The sequence below is a fragment of the Polaribacter sp. Asnod1-A03 genome, assembly GCF_045063585.1.
Taxonomy (GTDB): domain Bacteria; phylum Bacteroidota; class Bacteroidia; order Flavobacteriales; family Flavobacteriaceae; genus Polaribacter.
This window is the reverse complement of record NZ_JBEFOE010000009.1, coordinates 3,402,181-3,426,090: the sequence shown is the minus strand read 5'-3', so window position 1 is coordinate 3,426,090 and position 23,910 is coordinate 3,402,181. Positions and strand designations below refer to the sequence as shown.

Here is a 23,910-nt window from a genome sequence, read left to right as displayed (position 1 = left end):
AAGTTGTTTATTTTTAAATCAATAAAAAACACATTTTTAAATTGATGGTTATACTGGATTTAATTCTGGTTCTAATCCATCAACATCTTGCTTTAAAGTTTCCGCCCCTTCTTCTTCTTTAGAAAACTTTATTGTTAAAGCAACAATACCTGTTGCGATTACCACAAAACCAATTAATAAATACCCACTAGAAACCGCACTTGAAGATGCAATAGATTGTGCTGCTTTTACAGTTTCTTCTCCTAAACCTTCATTTGCAGCAATTGCCACTTTTTCTGCTACTGCAGATTTAGACTTTAACAACATTGCTGCTAAAAATGCACCAACATTTCCTCCTGCACCTACAATTCCAGAAACAGAACCGATTGCTTTTTTATTTATAAAAGGCACTACAGAAAACGTTGCTCCTTCTGCCATTTGTACACTTAAACTAAAAGAAATTAACAACGTAATTCCTAAAACCAAACTTGTTGCACCAGAAAAAGAAATTAACATAATTCCTTGTAACGTTAATATGAATGATAAAAATAAAACACGACCTCTTAATCCTTTTAATTTACCAAATTTATCACCAAAGAAACCCCCTAAAGTTCTTGCAAAAATATTCATCAAAGCAAAAGACAATACAATGTTTCCTGCAGTTACTCTTTCTAATTGAAATGTATTTTGAAGATAATCATCCATGGTTCCGTAAACTGTCAATTCAATTCCAAAACTTGCTGCATACACAACAAATAAAATCCAAACTCTATAATCTTTTAATACTTCTAAGAAACCAACTTGATCCTTTTTAGTAACTATCATCTCTCCAGCAGCTTTTAACTCGCTAAAATTACCTTTTGGTGTATCTTTTGTAAATAAGAAATAAACAATACCCATTAAAAAACAAACAATACCTGCAATTATCATAGAATATCTCCAAGCTTCTGCATCTGCAACCCCAAAAGCTACAACTGCTCCAGCAATTAAAGGCATTCCTAATCTATTTGCTCCTCCACCTAAATTACCCCAACCTGCAGAAGTTGCATTTGCCGTACCCACAATATTTGGCGCAAACATTAAAGATGTGTGTACTTGCGTTATTACAAAAGAGGCTCCAATAAAACCTATAAATAACCTACAAACCAAAAATTGAGTTGGTGTTTGTACCAATCCGCATAAAATAACCGGAATTGCACCTAGCATTAATAACCAAGTGTAACATAATCTAGGCCCGTATTTATCACATAATTTACCAATTAATAAACGAGCAAAAACAGTACCCGAAACTGCTAAAATAATTGAATTCCATTTTTGATCTGGTGTTAAACCTAAATCCTTAACAACATCTGGCATAAAAGGCACAATACCAAACCATGAGAAAAAACATAGAAAAAACGATATTGATGTAATCCAAAATGTACGCGTAGATATGTGCGAAAAGTTAAGTAAACTTAATTTTGTTGATTTTTCTTGAGCTAGTGTAGACATAATACATATTTTATACTTACAAAACTAAGTATAAATACTTAATTTTAAGTATAAAATACGTATTTTTTATAATTATTACTAGATTAATAATTACGTATCAACCTATTTAAATATTTGATAAAATTGTAGTTAAAAAATAATAAGAAATAAAAACATGGATATCAAAAAACTTAAACCAACTGATAATCATTAGCTTTAGTTGTTAATTCTTGTAAGTTTTTAGCTTCTAATTTCTTCATTAAGTTAAAACGATGCACTTCTGCCGTACGTTTACTTATCTTAAGCTCATCTGCAATATCTTTATTATTCTTTAATTCTAAAACCAAACCTAAAACCTGCTTCTCTCTTTTAGTTAACTTTACAGAAAGCTCCTTAATTACTGGTTTTGGACCTTGAAAACTTGCTGTATTTCCGCTTACAAAGTTATTCATAATAATAGAAGAAACGTCTCCTGTAAAATACTTACCACCAGAAGCTACTTTATTTACCGCTTTTAAAAACTCTTCTTTACTTGCTCCTTTCAACAAATACCCGTCCGCACCTGCTTGTATTGATTTTACTACGTATTCCTCAGAATCATGCATAGAAAGCATTAATGTTCTTACATCTTTATGATGCTTGTTAATTTCTGCAACAGCCTCAATACCATTCATTTCTGGCATTCTAATATCAATAATTAAGACATGAGGTTTATTTCTAGAGACTACTTCTAAAGCTTCTTTTCCATTAGAAGCTTCATCAATAACCATAATTCCTGTCTGATCTTCTAAAAGTGCTTTTATTCCATCTCTCACCAAAACATGGTCATCTGCTAAAACTACATTAATCATAATTATAAATATTTTATACGTACAAAAATAAGAATTTTTAAGTAAAACTACTTATGTTTCTATATTGGTATATTTAAGGTAACTCTAGTACCTCTCCCTGGTTCTGAAGTTAAAAACAACCTTCCTTCTATATACGTAATTCGCTCTTTCATAAACGTCATTCCCATTCCCCCGTCTCCATTTTTTACTTTTTTTACTTCGGATGGCTCAAAACCCTTACCATCATCATCTATTACAATACTTAAAATATTTTGACTATGCGAAAGCGATACTAAAATATGTGAAGAATCTGCATATTTTATAGCATTATTAATAGCTTCTTGTACAATTCTATAAATATTTATCTCCACTAAAGAATCTAAACGTTTATTAAAGTCTGTCTTATTATATAATAGAATTTCTTTTCCTGTAAGTTTACTTAACTCATGAGTTAATTTGTTAATCGCTGGCACAATTCCGTGATCTGACAATTCTGGCGGTGTCAAATTAAAAGTCGCGGTTCTTACTCCTTTTATAATATCTGTAGTCAGTTTTTTAAGATGCTCTATTTTAGAAGTTGTTTTTTCAATGTCATCAATATTAATACTTTCTAAATTATACTTTAAACCCGTTAACATTTGCCCAATTCCGTCATGAACATCTTTAGCAATTCTACTTTGTTCTTTTTCTTGGTTTTCTATAATTTGACTAGACACAATCTTTTGCTGACTCATTTTTTCCTCAAAACTAACCTTTGTTAATCTCGCTATTTCTAATTGAGCTTCTTTTCTGTCTGTAATTTCTGATGCAATAATTAATAATTCTGATTTATCTTCTGTTGGTCTATACGGAATAATAGACATTTGTAACCACACATCTACATTACCTTTTATAGTTCCTTTCACTTCACCTTGCCAACCAATTTTTTTATGTTTTAGAATTAAATTTTCAATGAATGCTTGCTCATTTTCATTGCCTGTTAATACATTCCAAAACAAAACTTCTCTATTAAATTTTGACAACTTAAACAAACGAGAAAACTTGTTTCCTATATGTATTAAATTTCCTTTTGGTGATATTCTTGCAAACAACAAAGTTTCATCCATTGCATGACTTAACGCCCTTAACTCTTTAATAGATCTTTCTTTTGCAATACTTAATTCATCTGCATCAAAAGCCATTTTTTTAGCCTTTTTTTCTGCCAATAATAAATCTGCCAAAATAGATTTTATTGATTTTGCTGTTGGCCAAAAAATAAATAAAAACTCTCCTAAAAGAATAATTATCGTTAAAGTCATTAAAACGAATTCTAATTTTTTTAACCAAACTACTTTTTCATCTGCTTCTAAATCATATTGATTTACAATTTCATCCATCAACAATAAAAATTTACTTTCATTGTTGGTTATTTTTTCTACATCTAAAGCTAATTCATCAATAGAAACAACAGGTTTTTTTGTTAGTTTTATAATTATTGCTTTTGACGCTTCTTGCATCACATCAAAAACAGGATTAATTTCCTTAAACTCACTTTTAATCTTATCGCTATTTACTTTAGGAAGCCCCAAACTATCGTTTCCTTTTTGAAGCGCATTGTGAGATAATTGCCATAAATTTAAAGTTTCGGCAATTTTATTTTTAAGAAGAATTCTACTTTTTTCGTCTACAGAAACCGTAAGAGAAACAATTTCTTTTGTTAATTTTTGACTTAACATTCGTTGCCTACCTGCAACATTTATTACGGTAGAATCACTTTGTTGAGTATTTAAATGATTGTGTACTAAAATTTGACTAATAAATACAGAAAGCGCAATGGCACTTAACGCAAGTACATACAAACGACTTAATTTATCAAACGTTCTTTGGTCTAATGAATTGCCGTTTTTAGCCATATAATTATTGTTTTTTCTACGAGATAGCTTGTTTTACCAAAGTCAAACTTTTTTCTGAAAAAGGAATTTTTAAAGCTGCAGCATGTCCTTTATCAGACATTTTTACCCACGTTTTCTTTAAAATATCTATAATTTTTTCATCGGTATGTTTTGCTGCAAATTCATCAAAATAATAATCTAAAAAAACCAAACAAATAGTATCTTCTAAAGCTTGAGATTCTTCATTTTTTTTGATTAGTTTTTTTAAAATAATTTTCTGAACTCTTTCTACAAATTGAGCATCAAAACCAACTTGCTCTAAGATTTCGCCAGTAATGTTTGCGTGCATTTTTTTTAACTCTTCTCGCCATTTTAAATATCCAACTCTATCCATAGGATATTCATTTCTAGCAATTTGCCATCTACAAATATGTTGTGCTCTTGCTGCAATTTGAAGTGCTTTAGACGCATTTGAATCAAACTGCAAAAGCGTTCTTGTCATTCTTTGAGAATACAATAACTCTTTTGGATATTCTAACCCTGTTACTTCGTATACATTTGGGTCTTCTGCATTTTTTTTATCTATTAATGCAATGGCAGTTTCAAATCTTGTTGGCTTCATCTTTTGGTTTTAATCAGAAAAGCCAATATACACATTTTCTTCATCAATTTTAACAGGATAAATAGCAATTGGATCTAAATCTCCATTTAAATTCTCTCCTGTTTCTAATGAAAACGTTTTTTTATGTAGCGGACAAGCAACCTTTGGAATTCCGTTATGATCTCCAATCATACCTCTACTTAAAACCATTTCTTGTTTTTCTGGTGATAAATTTTGACATGCATACCATGTGTTTAATCTTTCGAAATTAAATACTGCAATTTGTAAATCTTTGTATTTAACACAAGCGCCACCATCTTTTGGAAAAGCATTGATTGAAGCAGCTTTAAACCAAACTTTTACATCTTCTAACTTCGTTGTTTTATATTTTTCTAGAATTCCTTCCATTTTCTTTAATTTTTAAAACTGTTAATTATTTCCAAGGTTCTGGCATTTTTTGATCTCTAAGCGGAACAAAAACTAAGTTATCATCTTCATCTTCACTATTTACAAAATGATTAAAACGTTTCATTGTTTCAGGATCATTAACTGCTTGTGTCCATTCACATTCAAACTTATTTACTAAGGTTTGCATTTCTTCATCTAAATCGGCAGCAATACCTAATTTATCTTCAATAATAACTTCTCTTAAATAATCTATTCCACCTTCTAAACGATCTTGCCATGCAGCAGTACGTTGTAAAGGTTTTGCTGTACGCATATAAAACATTAAGTACCTGTCTATATATTTAATTACAGTTTCGTTATCTATCTGTTCTGCAAATAACTCTGCATGACGTGGAGTTGCACCACCGTTTCCTCCAAGATATAAGTTCCAACCACCATCAACAGCAATTAAACCAAAATCTTTACCACGAGCTTCTGCACATTCACGAATACAACCAGAAACTCCACCTTTAATTTTATGTGGTGCACGAATTCCTCGATATCTATTTTCTAATTCGATACCAAAACTTACACTTTCATCCATTCCGTAACGACACCAAGTAGAACCAACACATGTTTTTACAGTTCTTAAAGATTTACCATAAGCATGTCCACTCTCGAAACCATGACTTATTAATTCTTTCCAAATTAATGGCAATTGATTTAAAGTTGCACCAAATAAATCGATACGAACTCCACCTGTTACTTTTGTATATAAATCGTATTTTTTAGCAATTTGCCCAAGCGCAATTAATTTATCTGGAGTAATTTCTCCACCAGGAACACGAGGCACCACAGAATAAGTTCCATTTCTTTGAATATTTGCCAAAAATCGATCATTAGAATCTTGAATTGCATATTCTTTATTAGCTGTATCTGCATTTATACTTGCCATTAAAGAAGCAACTAAAGGTTTACACAATTCACAACCATGACCTCCGTTTCCATGATTATCTAACACTTCATCAAAAGCTGTATATCCTTTTACCTGAATAATTTTATATAAATCTTGTCTACTCAAATCAAAATGCTCACAAACTCCTTCTTTAACTTCTATACCTAAAGATTTAAGCGTTGCATTTGTTAAGTCGGTAACCATAGGCTTACAACCTCCACAACCAGTTCCTGCTTTTGTACAACTAACAACACCAGCAACATCTGTAGCTTCACCTCTTTCAATTACTCCACAAATTTGACCTTTGGTAACACTTTCACAAGAACAAATTTGTGCTTCGTCTGGCAAATCCATTACATCACCAAAAGAAGCCCCACCATCACCAGCAGGTAAAATTAATTGTGCTGGATCTTCAGGAATTTTCATTCCGTTTAAATAAATTTGATGTAACATACTATAATCTGACGCATCACCCACTAAAATTCCTCCTAGTAATGATTTTCCATCAAGACTTACATTAATTCTTTTATATAAATGTTGTGTTTTATTTTCAAATATGATAGAATGTCCTTTCGCAGCAGGCATAAAAGGTTCTCCAAAACTCGCTACATCAACACCAATTAATTTTAATTTGGTAGACATATCAATATCCGCTGGCATTAAGCTATCTGTTTTACCAATAATTTGATCTACTGCAACACCCGCCATATCATAACCCGGAGCCACCAAACCGTAAATCATTTGATTTAACAAAGCAACTTCACCAATCGCATAAATGCTTTCATCAGAAGTTTGCATTTTATTGTTTACTACAATTCCACCGCGAGTTCCCATTTCTAGATTGCAAGTTTTTCCTAGTTCATCCCTAGGTCTAATACCTGCAGAAACCACCAACATATCTACACCTAAAATATCATCTTCACCAAACTCCATTCCAATGATATGGTCTTCTCCTAAAATTTGATTAGTTGCTTTACTTAAATGAATATTTAATCCAATAGATTCTAACTTCAACTGCAACACCTTACTACTTCTTGCATCTAATTGTCTTGGCATTAACTTAGGCGCAAACTCTACAATATGAGGATCTAACCCCATATCCATAACCGCTTTACCAGCTTCTAAACCTAATAAACCACCACCTAAAACAGCAGCTCTAGCTTTTGGGTTTGCTTTTTTTAATTTAGCTGCGTACGCCAACATATCTTCTAAATCCTCTATAGTTCTATACACAAAAACTCCTTCTTTTTCTACACCTTTAATAGGCGGCACAAATGCGGATGAACCTGTTGCTAAAACCAAATAATCGTAATTAAGAACTCTATTTTTAGCAGTAATTATTGTTTTTGTTTCTCTTTGTATATCAGAAACCATTTCATCAACCACTAAATCTATTCCATTTTCTTTATACCATTCTGCAGGTGCCATTTCTAAAGCTTTTGCATCTTGGTTTTCAAAAAACTCACTTAAATGAACTCTGTCATAAGCAGGTCTTGGTTCTTCACCAAAAACAATAATTTTATATTCTTTGTTTTTTGATGCTTGTACAAATTTTTCACAAAATTTATACCCCACCATTCCATTACCAACTACAATAACTGTTTGCATAACTAAGTATTTTATAATACAAAACTAAGTATAAATACTTAAATGCTAGTGTTTTTTACTAAAAATATTACGTAGAAAACAAATAATTACTAATTTTAAAATGCTTGTACTCATATTTTTAATAATATTTAAAATATTATAATTAGAATTGTTAATTCTACATTTAAAATTTAATACAAGTACTCTTTTTAATATATTTGAAACTAATTAAAGCTTTTTATGGAAGATTTTTTACTTTATTTTAAAATGGGGCTAAATCATGTGTTAGATTTTTCGGCCTACGATCATATTTTATTTTTAATTGTTTTAGCGGTTATTTTCAGCTTTAGCCAATGGAGAAAAGTTTTATGGTTAGTTACACTTTTTACTATTGGTCATTCTGTTACTTTGGCATTATCCGCATACGGAGTTTTAAACATGAAAATGGAATTAATAGAATTTTTAATTCCCTTAACTATTTTTATAACTGGTGTGGTAAATGTTTTTTCGGCAAAAGACTCTTTATCAATCAAATCTAACACCAACTTAATATTTGCATTATTTTTTGGATTAATCCACGGGTTAGGTTTTTCTAATTACTTTAGAATGATGATTGGCCAAGAAGAAGACAAGTTATTCCCATTAGTAGAATTTGCTCTTGGTATAGAAGGTGCTCAAATTATAATTGTTTTAGGTATATTAATAATAGGTACAATTATCCAATACTTTTTTAATGCTTCTAAAAGAGATTGGATTCTAGTTTGCTCTTCTGTTGTAATTGGTTTTGCAATTCAAATGATGGTAGATAGAGTTTTTTGGTAAGACAATTGTCTTTATTAGGGTTAAAACCTTTTATCCGTTTTTTTAACAATACTATATTAGATAGAAAAACTTTGTCTTATTATTAACGTCTTATTTAGACAAATATTTTTACTTTCGTTATAATGACAGAGAAAAAACAATTAAAATACGATAGAGCTTATCTAAAAATGGCTTTTGAGTGGGGCAAATTATCACACTGTATAAGAAAACAAGTTGGCGCTTTAATTGTTAAAGACAGAATGATAATTTCTGATGGCTTTAACGGAACTCCAACAGGTTTTGATAATTGTTGCGAAGACGAAGAAGGAATTACAAAATGGGAAGTATTACATGCAGAAGCAAATGCAATATTAAAAGTAGCTTCTTCTACTCAATCTGCAAAAGGAGCTACGTTATACATTACACTATCTCCTTGCACACAATGCAGTAAATTAATTCATCAAGCAGGTATAAAACGTGTTGTTTATACAGAAGCTTACAAAGATCTTTCTGGTATTAAATTTTTAGAAAAAGCAGGTGTTACAGTAAATCATTTACCGAATGAAGAATAAAAAAAACCTACCTATTTACTTTTCTATTGCGGTAGTTTTAGGTATTATAATTGGTATTTCTTTAAAAGGAAATACAACTAGTATGTTGTCTTTAACAAAGAATTCTTCTCAAGAAATGAAGATAAAAAGGCTAATCAATTTTATAGAAAAAGACTATGTAGATGAAATAGATACTGACAGTCTTTTAGATGGAGCCATAACCCAAATGTTGGGTAAATTAGATCCTCATTCTGTATACATACCTAAAGAAAACCTACAAGCTGTAACAGAAAATATGCAAGGTAACTTTGTAGGAATTGGTGTTCAGTTTAGAATGATAAACGACTCTATTACTGTTATTCAACCGATAAAAGGTGGCCCAAGTATAAAAGCAGGAATTAAAGCAGGAGATAGAATATTGATGGCAAATAAAGACACTTTATTTGGCAAAGAATTATACTCAAACAAAGTCCCGAATTACTTAAAAGGAAAACCAAACACAAAAGTAGCTTTACAAATTTATAGAAAAAGTAACGACTCTATTTTTACAGTTAATCTTACTCGTGGTAAGGTAAATATAAAAAGTGTAGACTTAGCCTATATGATTAACGACACCGTTGGTTATATTAAATTAGATCGTTTTGCAAGAAATACCTACAGAGAATTTAAATCATCTTTAAATTCTTTAATGGATGATGGAATGACTGATTTGGTTTTAGACTTACGCGGAAATGGTGGTGGTTTTGTAGACATTGCAAATAGTATTATTGATGAGTTTTTAGAAGATGATAAACTAATTGTTTTTACAAAAAATAATAAAAATGAAATTGAGAAATCTTTTGCTACTTCTAAAGGAGATTTTGAAAATGGAGGTTTATATGTTTTAATTGATGAAAACTCTGCATCTGCATCAGAAATTGTAGCAGGTGCTTTGCAAGACAATGATAAAGGAACCATTATTGGTAGAAGGTCTTTTGGTAAAGGATTGGTACAAATAGAAATGGATTTAGGTGATGGTTCTGCGGTAAGATTAACAACTGCTCGTTACTACACTCCTACAGGTCGTTCTATTCAAAAACCTTATGATCATGAAGGTAACAAAAGCTATTATAACGATTACCAAAAAAGAATTAATAGTGGAGAATTATTAAATAAAGACAGCATAAAAGTTGTAGATTCTTTAAAATTTACTACACCAAAAGGTAAAGTAGTTTATGGTGGCGGAGGTATTGTGCCAGATGTTTTTGTAGCAATAGACACTACTTCTTACATGTCTAGCTATTACTTTAATTCTATAAATAATTTTGCTTTCGATTTTGTAGACAATAAAAGAAAAGAACTTTCTAAATGGAGTATAGATAATTTTGTTACTGATTTTGATACTGATAACACTGTTTTTAATAGTTACTTGTCATCAATAAAAGACAGAAGAAACCCTTCTTTTAAAACTAAAGAAAGCATCAAAAAATACTTAAAAGCATCAATAGCAAATGTGCTTTTTGGCGATGTTGGTTTTTATAGAATTATACAATTAGACGATAAAATGCTGCAAAAAGTATTAGAGTTGGAAAGTAAAAAGGAATAACGTTTATTTACAATAATGATTTCGATAACTACCTCAGAGAACAAAAAAGTTTATTTTGCTTCCGACCAACATTTAGGTGCTCCAACTACAGAAGCTAGCTTTCCTAGAGAAAAAAAGTTTGTAGCTTGGTTAGATGAAGTGAAAAAAGATGCAGAAGCCATTTTTTTACTAGGCGATTTATTCGATTTTTGGTTCGAGTACAAAACCGTTGTACCCAAAGGCTTTGTACGTGTTTTAGGAAAATTAGCAGAAATTAAAGATAGCGGAATTCCAATCTATTTTTTTATTGGTAATCATGATTTATGGATGAATGATTATTTCGAAAAAGAGTTGAACATTCCTGTTTATCATAAACCACAAGAGTTTTTAATCAACAACAAAAAGTTTTTAATTGGCCACGGAGATGGTTTAGGTCCTGGAGACAAAGGTTACAAACGCATGAAAAAAGTGTTTACATTTCCTTTATTTAAATGGATGTTTAAATGGTTACATCCAGATTTGGGTGTAAAGCTTGGGCAATACATGTCTGTTAAAAACAAAATGATTTCTGGTGATGAAGACGCAAAATTTTTAGGAGAAGAAAATGAGTGGTTGGTTTTATATTGCAAAAGAAAACTAACAAAAAAGCATTACGATTACTTTATTTTTGGGCACAGACATTTACCTATGGAAATTGATTTACAAGAAAACTCTAAATATATTAACCTTGGAGATTGGATTCAATATTTCACTTTTGGAGAATTTAAAGATTCTGAATTTAAATTGTTAAAATTCAACAATAATCCCTTTTAAAATAAGCAATAACTTACGAAATCTTTAACCTACTTTTAACAAATAGGAAAATGTTAAAATTGTAGTTTTGTTTTCGTAAAAAATTAACACTTAATACAATATTACAATGGATGTAGATGTAAGAGCTATTAATGAGAAAATAGAAAGAGAAAGTGCCTTTATAGACATTCTTACTTTAGAAATGAATAAAGTAATTGTTGGTCAGAAACAAATGATAGAAAGTTTGTTAATTGGTTTACTTGGTAACGGACATATTTTACTAGAAGGTGTACCTGGTTTAGCAAAAACACTAGCAATTAACACATTATCTAAAGCTGTTGATGCTAGTTTTAGTAGAGTTCAGTTTACGCCAGATTTGTTACCTGCAGATGTTGTTGGAACCATGATTTATAACATGAAAGAAAACAACTTCGAAATTAAAAAAGGACCTGTTTTTGCAAACTTTGTGTTAGCAGATGAGATAAATAGAGCACCTGCAAAAGTACAATCTGCATTACTAGAAGCAATGCAAGAAAAACAAATTACTATTGGAGATGAATCTTTTAAATTAGACGAACCTTTCTTAGTAATGGCCACACAAAACCCTGTAGAGCAAGAAGGAACATATCCTTTACCTGAAGCGCAAATGGACCGTTTTATGCTAAAAGTTGTAATTGATTATCCGAAGTTACAAGACGAGCAAATAATTATGCGTCAGAATTTATCTGGAAGTTTTTCTAAAGTAAACCCTGTAATTAGTGTTGATCAAATTATAAAAGCCCGCGAAGTTGCTGCTGAGGTTTATATGGATGAAAAAATAGAAAAATACATTCTTGATATTATTTTCGCTACTCGTTATCCAGAAAAATATAATTTAGCAAATTTAAAAGACTTAATTAGTTTTGGAGCATCTCCTCGTGGAAGTATAAACTTAGCAAAAGCAGCTAAATGTTATGCTTTTATTAAAAGAAGAGGTTATGTAATTCCAGAAGATGTTAGGGCTGTTGTTATCGATGTTTTACGCCATAGAATTGGTATTACCTATGAGGCGGAAGCGGAAAACGTAACTTCTGTAGATATTATTAATTCTATTATCAACGAAGTAGAAGTGCCATAGACAATTATCAATAAACAATTATCAGTTTTAATCTGATAATCAATAAATGTTAACTGAGAATTGAAAAAATGGAGACTAAAGAAATACTAAAAAAAGTTCGTAAAATAGAGATTAAGACGCGTCGTTTGTCTGATCATATTTTTGGAGGTGAATATCATTCATCATTCAAAGGACGTGGTATGACTTTTTCTGAAGTGAGACAATATCAATTTGGAGATGATGTAAGAGCTATTGACTGGAATGTTACCGCGCGTTATAACGAACCTTATATTAAAGTTTTTGAAGAAGAACGCGAGTTAACCATGATGTTAATGGCAGATGTTTCTGGTTCAGAATTATTTGGTACATCTACACAATTTAAAAAAGAAACTGTTACAGAAATTGCTGCAACCTTGGCTTTTTCTGCCACTCAAAATAACGATAAAGTTGGTTTAATTTTATTTTCTGATGATATCGAACTTTTTATTCCCCCTAAAAAAGGAAAAAGTCATGTTTTAAGAATTATTAGAGAATTAATAGAGTTTAAGCCAAAAAGTAAAAAAACAAATATTAATGTTGCTCTAAAATTTTTATCGAGTGTTTTAAAGAAAAGAGCAATTGTTTTTATGTTATCTGATTTTATGGATGATGATTACGAAAAAACATTAAAAATTGCCGCTTCTAAACACGATTTAACAGGCATTAGAGTCTACGATAAACACGACGAAGAAATTCCGAATTTAGGAATGGTCCCAATGTTAGACTCAGAGTCAGACGAAGTACAATTGATAAATACTTCATCTAAATCTGTAAGAACAAGTTACAAAACAAATGCATTGCGCTTAGCAGATTATTACACAAACACGTTTAAAAGAAGTGGGGCAGGTACTGTTAGTACAAAAGTTGATGAAAATTACGTAAAAAAATTATTGGGCTATTTTAAACATAAAGGAAGATAGTAACTAAGTTACTTTTTAAAATGAAAAAACAAATATTCTACATATTACTATTTATTTCTACCATTAGTTTTGCACAAGAACCAATGGTAAAAGCAGAAATAGATACTACAAACATTAGAATTGGAGAACAATTCAATTTAAAGATTTCTGTTGATGAAACCCAGAATGTAATTCTACCCAAACTACAATTACAAGGTTTAGAAATAATAGATTCTACTAAAGTTGATACCGTTAAAAATTCATTAATCAGAAAATATATTTTAACAGGTTTTGATAGTGGTGCATTTTACATTCCGCAACAACAAGTCTTTGTAAAAAATCAAGCATATTTAACAGATTCTTTATTAGTAAATGTAGCTACAGTTGCTATTGATACTACAAAAGTTAAGAAGTTCCCTATAAAATCTATAAAAGCAGAACCTTATACTTTTGATGATTTTAAAATATACATTTACATACTTTTAGCAGCTTTAGCAATTATAGGTTTCTGGATTTATTGGTTTGTAATTAGAAAAAGAAAAAAAGTTGAAGACGAACCAACCTATAGAGCTCTACCTCCTTATGAAGAAGCAATCTTTAAGTTAAATGAGTTAGATGAAAAATTACTGTGGCAAAACAATAAAGTAAAAGAATATTATTCTGAATTAACAGAAATTGTTCGTGGTTATATTGAGCGTGAGTTAAATGTACCTGCTTTAGAAAAAACCACAGATGAGGTTTTAGACATGTTAAAAGACTTTAAAGACGCAGAAACCATACAAACATCAGAAGACACTATTAAAAAGTTAAAAGATTTATTACGTGAAGCAGATTTAGTAAAATTTGCAAAATCGAAACCATTAGCTTTAGAGATAGAAGAAGATAGAAAAGACGCGCAAGACATTGTGAGTAATTTAAAACCTAAACCAATTATTGAAGAAAATGATGAATTGGAGTAATTTTGAATTTCAGAACATAGAATTTTTGTGGTTGCTAATTTTAATTCCACTATTAGCAGTTTGGCATTTCTTTATGCGCAAAAAAGATACTGCTGTATTATCTATGCCTAGTATAAAAGGTTTTAAAACTGATAGTATTACTTCTAAATTAAAACCGCTTTTATACCTTTTAAGATTATTAGCTTTAGCTGCAATTATAGTTGCATTGGCAAGACCGAGAAATGTTGCTGTAAGTAAAAAAACAAAATCTAACAGAGGTATAGATATTGTTATGGCAATAGATGTTTCTGCAAGTATGTTAGCCAGAGATTTAAAACCAAACAGATTAGAAGCATTAAAAAAAGTTGCTGTAGATTTTATAGATAGAAGACCAAATGATAGAATTGGTATTGTAGTCTATGCTGGTGAAAGTTTTACGCAAACACCAATTACAAGTGATAAAGGAATTGTAAAACGTACAATTTCTGAACTAAAATGGGGACAATTAGAAGGTGGAACAGCCATAGGAATGGGATTAGGTTCTGCCGTAAATAGATTAAAAGAAAGTACTGCAAAAAGTAAAGTTATTATCCTTTTAACAGATGGAGTAAATAATTCTGGAAATATAGACCCAAGAACTGCAACTGTTTTAGCTAAAGAATTAGGTATAAAAACCTATACAATTGGTATTGGAACCAACGGAATGGCAGATTTTCCTTGGGCTAGAGATCCAAGAACTGGTAAATTACAATTTAGAAAACAACAAGTAGAAATTGACGAAGCTTTATTAGAAGAAATAGCTGCAGAAACTGATGGAAAATACTTTAGAGCCACGGACAATACATCATTAAAAGAAATTTATGATGAAATTGACAAGCTAGAAAAAACAAAAATAGAAGAGTTTAAATACTATAATTATCAAGAAAAATATAGAATTTTTGTCTTTTTAGGATTATTCTTTTTAGTGTTAGAATTTATTTTAAAAAATACAATCTTTAAAAGTTTTATTTAAAAAATGTATAAGATAGAAGAACCAATTTATTTTTCACTACTAATAATCATTCCAGCAATGGTTGTTGTTTTCTTGTTGGTTTTATGGTGGAAAAAAAGAACTCAGAAAAAATTTTCTGACTTAAATTTATTAAAAAAATTAGCACCAAATACATCCATCTTTAAAGCTGTTTTAAAGTTGATAACATTATTATTAGGAATCACTTTTATAATAATTGCTTTGGTAAATCCAAAAATGGGAACCAAACTGCAAACTGTTAAAAGAGAAGGTGTAGATATTGTTTTTGCTTTAGATGTTTCTAAAAGTATGTTGGCAGAAGACATTGCACCAAACAGGTTAGAAAAAGCAAAACAAATTATCTCTAAAACTATAGATAAATTAGGTTCCGATAGAGTTGGTATTATTGTGTATGCAGGTAATTCTTATCCTCTTTTACCAATAACCACAGACCACGGGGCTGCTAATATGTTTTTACAAAATGCAAACCCAGATATGGTTTCTAGTCAAGGAACAGATATTAACGGAGCATTAGAATTGGCTAAAACGTATTATAATAATGACGAGCAAACCAATCGTTTTCTAATTATTATTTCTGATGGAGAAGATCATCAAGAAGAAACTAAACAAGTTGCACAAACGTTAACCGAAGAAGGCGTAAAAATTTATACAATTGGTGTAGGTACAGAAAACGGAGGACCAATACCAATGCGTGTAAACGGCTCTATGATTGGTTATAAAAAAGATAATAAAGGAGAAACTGTTATTACACAACGTAAACCAGACGTTTTACAAGGTATTGCAGATGCTGCTGAAGGTAAATATATAGATGGTAACATTACAGAAAAACCAGTAAATGTTATTGCAGAAATTATTGCAAATGCAGAAAAAAATGAATTTGAAACAAAACAATTTTCAGATTATAAAGACCAATTTCAATGGTTTTTAGCCATTGGTCTGTTCTTTTTAATTATTGATATCTTCTTGTTTGAAAAGAAAACAAAATGGCTAAGAAAAGTAGATTTATTCAACGAAGAAACTCCGAAAAAATAAATTACTATATTTTTTTTTAAATAAAAACTTTCTAAAAAAGCCGATTAAAAATTTTAATCGGCTCTTTTATTTCCCATAACCCAAATTTTTTAATTTCCTAAAAGTGGGTAATTACCCATTATGTGGGTAAAAAATATACACTAAAAATATACTAAAAAACGTAACTACCTGATAATAAGAGTCAAGATTAATGGCACACGAATTGAATTTAGGTTTGTATAAAAAAACTAAACAATTCTCTGAAAAAAATGAAAACAGCAGCCTTTAATTTAAAATTACACAATAATAAATTTTCTATAGAAACTAAGAAAAAAAAGACTCCAATTAATTTTAGAGCACTTATTGTTCTTTTAAGTTCATTTGTAATAATGTTGGGTGCAGCTTATACTGTTTATTTGCTTCAAGATGATTTTTCAAAATTTAATCTTAATAGAATGAATAATAGTTTCGGTTATGCATTTTTTATGTTTGCAGCCGTATTATTTGTTTTCGGATCATTAACCTTTATTTATGATGTATACTTATATTTTAAATACAAACCTATAAAATCTGTAAGTGATAAAGAATTACCAAAAGTTACTGTAATTGTACCTGCTTATAATGAAGGAAAACAAGTTTGGGCAACTTTAGAAAGTTTAGCAAAAAGCGATTATCCTAAAGAAAAATTACAATTATTATCTATTGATGACGGAAGTAAAGATGATACTTGGTATTGGATGAAAGAAGCTAAACGAATTTTAGGTGACCAAGTAACTATAATGCAACAACCAAAAAACATGGGTAAACGTCATGCTTTATATCGTGGTTTTAATATTGGAACAGGAGAAGTTTTTGTTACAGTTGATAGTGATTCTATTGTAAATGAAGATACACTTCGTAATTTAGTAAGTCCGTTAGTAGTAGATAAAAAATGTGGAGCTGTAGCTGGTAATATTCAAGTTCTAAATAATAAAAAAGCATTACTGCCAAAAATGCTTAATGTAAGTTTTGTAATGAGTTTTGAGTTTAAACGTTCTGCAGAAAGTAGTTTAAATTCAGTTTTATGTACACCTGGTGCTTTAGCAGCTTATAGAGCTACAGCAGTTTTTGCATGTTTACCAGAATGGATTGATCAAAAATTTATGGGTAAAGCTTCTGATATTGGAGAAGACAGAGCTTTAACAAATATGATTTTAAAACAAGGTTATAGCGTCTTATTCCAAAGAAATGCATTTGCATACACAAACGTACCAGAAGATTATAAAGGATTGTATAAAATGTTTATTAGATGGGGAAGAAGCAACGTTAGAGAAAACATTGCCATGTCTAAATTTGTATTTACAAACTTTAGAGAAGGTAACAAATTTGGATCTAGGTTATTGTTTTTAACACAATCCATAAAAATGATTATGGCTTATCCTTTTCTATTATTTATGTTGTACTTTATAATTACGCACCCAGCATTATTTATAAGTTCTACACTACTTAGCATTTTAGTAATTTCTTCATTTCCAGTGTTATTCTACGCAAAAAGATACGATTTTAAAGAAGCTTTCTGGGCTTACTCATATAGTATTTTATATACATTCGGTTTATTTTGGATTACACCATACGCAATAGCAACAGCTGGTAAAAGCGGTTGGTTAACTCGTGAAATAGCTGCATAATAGACAATAAATTTTTGCTGTAAATTAAACAACAATAAAAAACATAAAAATATCCAATAGGTTCATAGAGATCTTATTGGATATTTTTATTTAAAAAAGGCAACAACCTTACCTTCTCTACTTTTGCAACTAGCTTATAATTTGTATATATTGCTCAATATATTTTGATGCCTATAGAACTAAAAATTACAATTTAAAACACAACTCTAAAATTTATCTTTTAACAAAATCTAACGGATATTTGTTGAGTTTAGGCTTCATAAAAATAACAACTTATTAACAAAATTCTTTTTTCTAATCACTTACTTTTGTAATCACTGATTTTAATGAAAAAAGATACAGAATTATGAAAGAAGTTAAAGGTAACATGAAGATTTTACAATACCTCCTTATCGTTTTCTTAGTGCTATTTTCATCCAAAGAAATTTTAGCACAAAACGATTCTATTGCTTTACAAAGAAAAGCAAGAAAATTAGTTCGTTCTGGTAACGAGCTATATCAGAAAAAACAATTTACAGACGCTTCTGTTGCTTATCAAAAAGCGTTAGGTAACAACAATAAATATGATAAAGCTTCTTACAATTTAGGAAACGCCTTATATCAAAATAAAAACTACAAAGAAGCTGTACCACAGTACGAGTTAACTGCAGAAACTGCAAAAGATAAATTTACAAAAGCAGAAGCATATCATAATATTGGTAATGCTATGATGGAACAAAAACAATATCAACCTGCTGTAGATGCTTACAAAAACGCTCTTCGTAATAATCCTTCGGATGATGAGACTCGTTATAATTTAGCCGTTGCTCAAAAATTATTAGATAAAGAAAATCAAGATAATAAAGACGACAAAAACAAAGATAACAAGGACAACAAAGACAAGGATAATAAAGATAAAGACGATAAAAATAAAGATAAGAACAAAGACAAAAAAGACGGAGACGATAAGGATAAAGATAATAAAGACGACAAAAACAAAGATAAAGATGGCGAAGGAGATAAAGACAAGGATAAAAATAAAGACCCTAAAAAGGACGATAAAAAAGATCCTAATCAAAAACCAAAACCTCAACAAGGTAAAATGTCTCCAGAACAGATTAAGCAATTACTAGAAAGCTTAAATAACGAAGAGAAAAAGACTCAGAAGAAAATGAATGCTCAAAAAGCAAAGGGTAAAAAAGTAAAACAAGAAAAAGATTGGTAAACTAAACATTTACAGAAAAAGAAGATGAAGTTGAAATTTTACATAACTATTTTTTTTAGTCTACTTACACTAGCAATAAATGCACAAGAGGCAACTTTAAAAGCAAAAGTGAGTAAAAACAAACTAGGGTTAAACCAACGTTTGCGTATTGAATTTTCTATAGACAAACAAGGTGGTGATAATTTTACGCCTCCAAAATTTACCAACTTTAAAGTAGTTGGTGGTCCAAGCCAATCTGTTAGTCAATCTTGGATTAACGGAAAAGCAAGTTTTTCTCAATCTTACACCTATTTTATTCAACCAAAAAGAAAGGGAGAATTAACAATTGAAACTGCAAGTATTAAAATTGGTGGAAAAGTAATAAAATCTGAACCAATTAAAATTATAGTTGTAGATGCTGTAGAAATACCTAAAGATCCTAACGATCCTAATTATGTTGCACAACAAAACATACATTTGGTTGCAGAAATTTCTAAGTCTAAACCTTATGTTGGAGAGGGTATTTATTTAGAATATAGATTATATGTAAGTGAAAATGTAAATGTGTATGATACTGGAGTAACAGAAGCACCACAATACAATGGTTTTTGGAATCAGAATATAGAAATTAATAATTTTCCTGTAAAAACGGGGAAATATAATGGCGAAAATTACAGATATATTGTTTTGCAAAAAGCATTATTAGTACCTACTAGAACTGGTAATTTAACAATAGATCCAATGAAAATGGATATTGTAATTGGCGTACCTACTGGTAGAGCAGATTTCTTTGGAAATGCAATTACAAGAAATATAAAAAAGGAATTTGCTTCTGCTAAAAAAATTATTAGCCCAAAAGATCTTCCCTTAGAAGGTAAACCAGAAAACTTTAACGGTGCTGTTGGTGATTTTAGTTTTGATATAGCTTTAAGTAAAAATCAATTAAAAGCTAATGAGAGTTCTCAAATTAAAGTAACAGTTTCTGGTAAAGGAAATTTAAAATTATTTGAGTTACCAGAAGTTACAACTCCTGTTGAGTTAGAAAAATATCAACCAGAAAGAAAAGAGAGCGTCCGTATCAATTCTAATGGAATCTCTGGTTTTGTTACAGATTCTTATACCGTTGTACCTCAATACAAGGGTAAATACAAAATACCAAATGTTGCTTTTTCTTATTTTAATCCAAAAGACAAAAAATATCATACTATAAATACAGATGATTTATATGTTGATGTTTTAGAAGGAAAAGAATTAAAACCAGCTGTAGATACAAATGCTGTTACAAAACAAGCCGTAGTTTCTACTGGAAAAAACTTTAGATATATTGCAACTAAAAGTGATTTTAACACGATAGAAAAAGACGATTTCTTTAAATCTAACTTGTTTTACATTTTGTTATTACTTCCGCTAATTGCAATACCTATTGGAATTATAATTGCTAAAAACAATGAAAAAAGAAGTAATGATATTATAGGAAACAAACTTAGAAAAGCAGAAAGACTTGCTAAAAAGTACTTGTCTGAAGCACAAAAGCAATTAGGTAAAAAAGAAGCTTTTTATGAAGCTTTAGAACGTGCTTTACACAATTATTTAAAAGCGAAATTAGGTGTTGAAACTGCTGATATTAGTAAAGAAAGAATTACTGAAATTTTAGAGGATAAAAAAGTAGATGCTGCAATAATCACTAAATTTATAGATGTATTAAAAAGCTCGGATTTTGCAAGATATACACCTATAACAGACACAGAAATGGAAGCAGAATTTGAACGAGCAAAACAAGTAATAATACAGTTAGACAAACAATTATAGAAATGAAAAAGTTATTATTTTTATTATTTATAATAGCCGGTACTGTTACTGCACAAAATGCAGATAGCTTATTTGATAGCGCAAATAATTTATACAAAAACGAAAAGTTCGAAGAAGCTATAAATGAGTATAAAAAGATAGAAGCACTAGAGGTAGCGTCATCAGAATTATATTATAATCTAGGGAATGCTTACTACAAATTAAATAAAGTTGGCCCTTCTATCTATTATTATGAGAAAGCATTAAACTTAAACCCTTTAAATGAAGATGTAAAAAACAATTTGGTTTTTGCCAAACGTTTAGCTCTAGATAATATTGAAGAATTACCAAAAACAGTTTTACAAAAATTTGATGCAAATTACTTACAAAAGCTATCTTATAATCAATGGGCAGTTGTTGTAATTGGTTTTTCTATCTTAGGGAGTTTATTTTTTCTATTATTCTATCTTACACATGGTTCAGTAAAAAAACGATTTTATTTTACAACGAGTATTATTAGTTTTATACTTTTAATCTCCTCTTTATTTATTACTTACCAACAGTACAATTCTTACACCAAAAATAAGGAAGCTATTATTTTTGCAGAAGAAACAGAAGTTAGAAATGCACCTACATTTAATTCTGAAAAAGTTTTTACGTTACATGAAGGTACAAAAGTTATCGTTTTAGACGCTGTAGATGATTGGAAAAAAATTAAGCTAATTGATGGAAAAATTGGTTGGATGATTGGCAATGAATTAAAAACATTGAATGATTTTTAATACTATATTAAAAAATTGTTAGCTATTTTTGTAATTTAGCAAAAAACTAAGAATTCTTTTGAAAATAAAAACAGCTATCTTTTTTTCCTTTCTATTTGTTTGTGTTATAACAACACCTACAATTATAAGCTTATTTGATAATAATCAAAATATTACATTTTTTTTAAATTTAAATGAAGAAGAAGATAATAATGAGGTAGAAACTTTTAAAAACATAAAAGTTTATCAAAATTCTTATTCCAAAATATTTTTTATTAAGTTTTTAGAAACAACAAGTATACGTTTTGCTTCTAAAAAATACACCTCTTTATTCCCTAAAATTTTTACTCCACCACCAGAATTTGTACTTTAACATTATAATAGTACAAAAAAAACAAATTTTATTAAAACAAACTCTATTCTAAATAAAATAGAGTAAAATATATTTACTTATGTTTAAATACATTAAAAACGATTTACCTGCAAGTATTGTAGTCTTTTTCGTAGCATTACCTTTATGTTTAGGTATTGCATTAGCAAGTGGTGCTCCCTTATTTGCCGGAGTTATATCTGGAATAATTGGAGGAGTTGTTGTTGGAGGCTTAAGTGGATCTAAGATTGGTGTAAGTGGTCCTGCAGCCGGTTTAGCAGCAATTGTATTAACCGCAATTGGTACTTTAGGTGGGTACCAAAACTTTTTAGTTGCCGTAGTTTTAGGAGGTGTTATACAGTTAATTTTTGGTTTTTTAAAAGCTGGTGTTATTGGGTATTATTTCCCTTCATCAGTAATTAAAGGAATGCTAACTGGTATTGGTATTATCATTATTTTAAAACAAATTCCTCACTTTTTTGGTTATGATGCAGAACCAGAAGGGGCAGATAGCTTTATAGAAGCATCAGGAGAAAATACATTTTCTTCAATTTTTAATATATTCGATCATCTTATTCTAGGATCTCTTGTAATTGGTATTTTAGGTTTAATAGTTATTTTATTATGGGATAATATTTTAGCTAAAAAAGCGAAATTTTTTACAGTTATACAAGGGCCACTTGTTGCAGTAGTTTTAGGAATTGTTTTTTATCTTTTAACAAAAGATAATGAGGCATTTGCCATCTCTCAATCTCACTTAGTAAGTGTACCTGTACCAGAAGATGCAACTTCATTTTTTAATCAATTTAAGTTTCCTAATTTTGCTGCAATTACAAATCCAGAAGTTTGGATTACTGCTTTTACAATTGCTTTAGTAGCAAGTTTAGAAACTCTTTTATGTGTAGAAGCTTCAGATAAATTAGACCCACATAAAAATGTAACACCAACTAACAGAGAGTTGTTAGCACAAGGAACTGGTAATATTATTTCTGGTTTAATAGGTGGTTTGCCAATAACACAAGTAATTGTAAGAAGTTCTGCAAATATACAATCTGGAGGAAGAACTAAATTAGCAGCTATTTTACATGGTTTCTTTTTATTAATTTCTGTTATTTTAATCCCAACTTTATTAAATAAAATTCCGTTATCTGTACTGGCAGCAATTTTATTAATTGTAGGTTATAAATTAGCAAAACCTGCTCTTTTTGTACAAATCTATAAATTAGGATGGAAACAATTTGTACCTTTTATTGTTACCGTTATTGGTATTGTTTTTACTGATTTATTAGTTGGTATTGGTTTAGGGTTATTTGTTGGAATTATTGTTATTTTATTAAAAAGCTACCAAAACTCTCACTTTCTTCATATTGAAGATAAAAGTAACGGTAAACATAAAATTAAAATGACGTTAGCAGAAGAAGTAACTTTCTTTAATAAAGGTGCAATTTTAAAAGAATTAGACAGGTTACCTAAAGAAACTTCATTAGAAATAAATATTATTAATACGAGATATTTAGATAATGATATTATTGAAATTTTAGAAGATTTCTTATTTAAAGCAGAAGAAAGAAATATTGATATTAAATTAATCTCTAAAAGAGGTATTGTAGAAAACCCTGCAAGTTTTATTCACTTTTTTAATGAAAGACCTAAATCTGATATTAGTTTAAGCTAATAACTTTTAGAATGATATAAAACAATAATTAATCAAAATAAAAAAATTATTAGAATTTAAAAAAC

At 29.7% G+C, this 23,910-nt stretch carries 21 protein-coding genes; 15 read left to right on the top strand and 6 right to left on the bottom strand.

Annotation, left to right across the window (positions count from 1 at the left end; genetic code table 11):
* Window positions 1-48: 48 nt before the first annotated feature.
* From ACJJVY_RS15345 to nirB, 6 genes are all read right to left on the bottom strand, one after another.
* Window positions 49-1,470 (bottom strand): MFS transporter, encoded by a 1,422-nt coding sequence (locus tag ACJJVY_RS15345; RefSeq protein WP_405610780.1) that lies wholly within the window; start codon window positions 1,468-1,470, stop codon window positions 49-51.
* A 170-nt stretch (window positions 1,471-1,640) separates the two neighbouring features.
* Window positions 1,641-2,300 (bottom strand): response regulator, encoded by a 660-nt coding sequence (locus ACJJVY_RS15340; protein ID WP_405610777.1) that lies wholly within the window; start codon window positions 2,298-2,300, stop codon window positions 1,641-1,643.
* Window positions 2,301-2,359: 59 nt separating this feature from the next.
* On the bottom strand, window positions 2,360-4,171 hold the full coding sequence (locus ACJJVY_RS15335; RefSeq protein WP_405610774.1) for a type IV pili methyl-accepting chemotaxis transducer N-terminal domain-containing protein: 1,812 nt from the start codon (window positions 4,169-4,171) through the stop codon (window positions 2,360-2,362).
* Window positions 4,172-4,187: 16 nt separating this feature from the next.
* The gene (locus ACJJVY_RS15330) at window positions 4,188-4,772 is read right to left on the bottom strand and encodes a DUF4202 domain-containing protein (RefSeq protein ID WP_405610771.1); all 585 of its coding nucleotides are present in this window, start codon (window positions 4,770-4,772) and stop codon (window positions 4,188-4,190) included.
* A 9-nt stretch (window positions 4,773-4,781) separates the two neighbouring features.
* Window positions 4,782-5,159: a nitrite reductase small subunit NirD gene (gene nirD / locus ACJJVY_RS15325; protein ID WP_405610768.1), complete on the bottom strand. Its 378-nt coding sequence runs from the start codon at window positions 5,157-5,159 to the stop codon at window positions 4,782-4,784.
* A 25-nt stretch (window positions 5,160-5,184) separates the two neighbouring features.
* Window positions 5,185-7,701 (bottom strand): nitrite reductase large subunit NirB, encoded by a 2,517-nt coding sequence (gene nirB, locus ACJJVY_RS15320; protein WP_405610765.1) that lies wholly within the window; start codon window positions 7,699-7,701, stop codon window positions 5,185-5,187.
* Window positions 7,702-7,920: 219 nt separating this feature from the next.
* Here nirB and ACJJVY_RS15315 point away from each other — a divergent pair, with 219 nt between their 5' ends.
* The 15 genes from ACJJVY_RS15315 to ACJJVY_RS15245 all read left to right on the top strand — a co-directional run bounded on the left by ACJJVY_RS15315 (window position 7,921) and on the right by ACJJVY_RS15245 (window position 23,845).
* Complete coding sequence (locus ACJJVY_RS15315; protein ID WP_405610762.1) at window positions 7,921-8,502, top strand: HupE/UreJ family protein; 582 nt, start codon at window positions 7,921-7,923, stop codon at window positions 8,500-8,502.
* Window positions 8,503-8,624: 122 nt separating this feature from the next.
* Window positions 8,625-9,053: a deoxycytidylate deaminase gene (locus ACJJVY_RS15310; RefSeq protein WP_405610759.1), complete on the top strand. Its 429-nt coding sequence runs from the start codon at window positions 8,625-8,627 to the stop codon at window positions 9,051-9,053.
* Window positions 9,043-10,617 carry a S41 family peptidase gene (locus ACJJVY_RS15305; RefSeq protein WP_405610756.1) on the top strand — a complete coding sequence of 525 codons (1,575 nt, stop codon included), beginning with the start codon at window positions 9,043-9,045 and terminating at the stop codon, window positions 10,615-10,617. The genes ACJJVY_RS15310 and ACJJVY_RS15305 overlap by 11 nt, the downstream gene beginning before the upstream one ends.
* A gap of 15 nt (window positions 10,618-10,632) precedes the next feature.
* On the top strand, window positions 10,633-11,409 hold the full coding sequence (locus ACJJVY_RS15300) for a UDP-2,3-diacylglucosamine diphosphatase (protein ID WP_405610753.1): 777 nt from the start codon (window positions 10,633-10,635) through the stop codon (window positions 11,407-11,409).
* 106 nt (window positions 11,410-11,515) lie between these two features.
* The gene (locus ACJJVY_RS15295) at window positions 11,516-12,505 is read left to right on the top strand and encodes an AAA family ATPase (protein ID WP_405610750.1); all 990 of its coding nucleotides are present in this window, start codon (window positions 11,516-11,518) and stop codon (window positions 12,503-12,505) included.
* A gap of 68 nt (window positions 12,506-12,573) precedes the next feature.
* Window positions 12,574-13,443, top strand: coding sequence for a DUF58 domain-containing protein (locus tag ACJJVY_RS15290; protein ID WP_405610747.1), 870 nt, complete (start codon window positions 12,574-12,576; stop codon window positions 13,441-13,443).
* Window positions 13,444-13,463: 20 nt separating this feature from the next.
* Window positions 13,464-14,381 (top strand): BatD family protein, encoded by a 918-nt coding sequence (locus tag ACJJVY_RS15285; RefSeq protein WP_405610743.1) that lies wholly within the window; start codon window positions 13,464-13,466, stop codon window positions 14,379-14,381.
* Complete coding sequence (locus ACJJVY_RS15280; RefSeq protein WP_405611679.1) at window positions 14,368-15,372, top strand: vWA domain-containing protein; 1,005 nt, start codon at window positions 14,368-14,370, stop codon at window positions 15,370-15,372. The genes ACJJVY_RS15285 and ACJJVY_RS15280 overlap by 14 nt, the downstream gene beginning before the upstream one ends.
* Window positions 15,373-15,375: 3 nt before the next feature.
* Window positions 15,376-16,422 (top strand): VWA domain-containing protein, encoded by a 1,047-nt coding sequence (locus ACJJVY_RS15275; RefSeq protein ID WP_405610740.1) that lies wholly within the window; start codon window positions 15,376-15,378, stop codon window positions 16,420-16,422.
* A 248-nt stretch (window positions 16,423-16,670) separates the two neighbouring features.
* A complete protein-coding gene (locus ACJJVY_RS15270; protein ID WP_405610737.1) occupies window positions 16,671-18,068 on the top strand; it encodes a glycosyltransferase in 1,398 nt (465 codons plus the stop codon).
* A 346-nt stretch (window positions 18,069-18,414) separates the two neighbouring features.
* Entirely contained in the window at window positions 18,415-19,272 is an 858-nt protein-coding gene (locus ACJJVY_RS15265) for a tetratricopeptide repeat protein (RefSeq protein WP_405610734.1), read from the top strand.
* A gap of 24 nt (window positions 19,273-19,296) precedes the next feature.
* Window positions 19,297-21,060, top strand: coding sequence for a BatD family protein (locus ACJJVY_RS15260; protein WP_405610731.1), 1,764 nt, complete (start codon window positions 19,297-19,299; stop codon window positions 21,058-21,060).
* A gap of 2 nt (window positions 21,061-21,062) precedes the next feature.
* Window positions 21,063-21,821 carry a tetratricopeptide repeat protein gene (locus ACJJVY_RS15255; protein ID WP_405610728.1) on the top strand — a complete coding sequence of 253 codons (759 nt, stop codon included), beginning with the start codon at window positions 21,063-21,065 and terminating at the stop codon, window positions 21,819-21,821.
* 58 nt (window positions 21,822-21,879) lie between these two features.
* Window positions 21,880-22,173 (top strand): hypothetical protein, encoded by a 294-nt coding sequence (locus ACJJVY_RS15250; RefSeq protein WP_405610725.1) that lies wholly within the window; start codon window positions 21,880-21,882, stop codon window positions 22,171-22,173.
* Between the two features lie 79 nt (window positions 22,174-22,252).
* A complete protein-coding gene (locus ACJJVY_RS15245) occupies window positions 22,253-23,845 on the top strand; it encodes a SulP family inorganic anion transporter (protein WP_405610722.1) in 1,593 nt (530 codons plus the stop codon).
* Window positions 23,846-23,910: the final 65 nt, after the last annotated feature.

Coding starts and splice junctions, on each gene's coding strand:
- ACJJVY_RS15345 (WP_405610780.1), bottom strand. CDS start 1,470: ATGTCTACACTAGCTCAAGAAAAATCAACAAAATTAAGTTTACTTAAC.
- ACJJVY_RS15340 (WP_405610777.1), bottom strand. CDS start 2,300: ATGATTAATGTAGTTTTAGCAGATGACCATGTTTTGGTGAGAGATGGA.
- ACJJVY_RS15335 (WP_405610774.1), bottom strand. CDS start 4,171: ATGGCTAAAAACGGCAATTCATTAGACCAAAGAACGTTTGATAAATTA.
- ACJJVY_RS15330 (WP_405610771.1), bottom strand. CDS start 4,772: ATGAAGCCAACAAGATTTGAAACTGCCATTGCATTAATAGATAAAAAA.
- nirD (WP_405610768.1), bottom strand. CDS start 5,159: ATGGAAGGAATTCTAGAAAAATATAAAACAACGAAGTTAGAAGATGTA.
- nirB (WP_405610765.1), bottom strand. CDS start 7,701: ATGCAAACAGTTATTGTAGTTGGTAATGGAATGGTGGGGTATAAATTT.
- ACJJVY_RS15315 (WP_405610762.1), top strand. CDS start 7,921: ATGGAAGATTTTTTACTTTATTTTAAAATGGGGCTAAATCATGTGTTA.
- ACJJVY_RS15310 (WP_405610759.1), top strand. CDS start 8,625: ATGACAGAGAAAAAACAATTAAAATACGATAGAGCTTATCTAAAAATG.
- ACJJVY_RS15305 (WP_405610756.1), top strand. CDS start 9,043: ATGAAGAATAAAAAAAACCTACCTATTTACTTTTCTATTGCGGTAGTT.
- ACJJVY_RS15300 (WP_405610753.1), top strand. CDS start 10,633: ATGATTTCGATAACTACCTCAGAGAACAAAAAAGTTTATTTTGCTTCC.
- ACJJVY_RS15295 (WP_405610750.1), top strand. CDS start 11,516: ATGGATGTAGATGTAAGAGCTATTAATGAGAAAATAGAAAGAGAAAGT.
- ACJJVY_RS15290 (WP_405610747.1), top strand. CDS start 12,574: ATGGAGACTAAAGAAATACTAAAAAAAGTTCGTAAAATAGAGATTAAG.
- ACJJVY_RS15285 (WP_405610743.1), top strand. CDS start 13,464: ATGAAAAAACAAATATTCTACATATTACTATTTATTTCTACCATTAGT.
- ACJJVY_RS15280 (WP_405611679.1), top strand. CDS start 14,368: ATGAATTGGAGTAATTTTGAATTTCAGAACATAGAATTTTTGTGGTTG.
- ACJJVY_RS15275 (WP_405610740.1), top strand. CDS start 15,376: ATGTATAAGATAGAAGAACCAATTTATTTTTCACTACTAATAATCATT.
- ACJJVY_RS15270 (WP_405610737.1), top strand. CDS start 16,671: ATGAAAACAGCAGCCTTTAATTTAAAATTACACAATAATAAATTTTCT.
- ACJJVY_RS15265 (WP_405610734.1), top strand. CDS start 18,415: ATGAAAGAAGTTAAAGGTAACATGAAGATTTTACAATACCTCCTTATC.
- ACJJVY_RS15260 (WP_405610731.1), top strand. CDS start 19,297: ATGAAGTTGAAATTTTACATAACTATTTTTTTTAGTCTACTTACACTA.
- ACJJVY_RS15255 (WP_405610728.1), top strand. CDS start 21,063: ATGAAAAAGTTATTATTTTTATTATTTATAATAGCCGGTACTGTTACT.
- ACJJVY_RS15245 (WP_405610722.1), top strand. CDS start 22,253: ATGTTTAAATACATTAAAAACGATTTACCTGCAAGTATTGTAGTCTTT.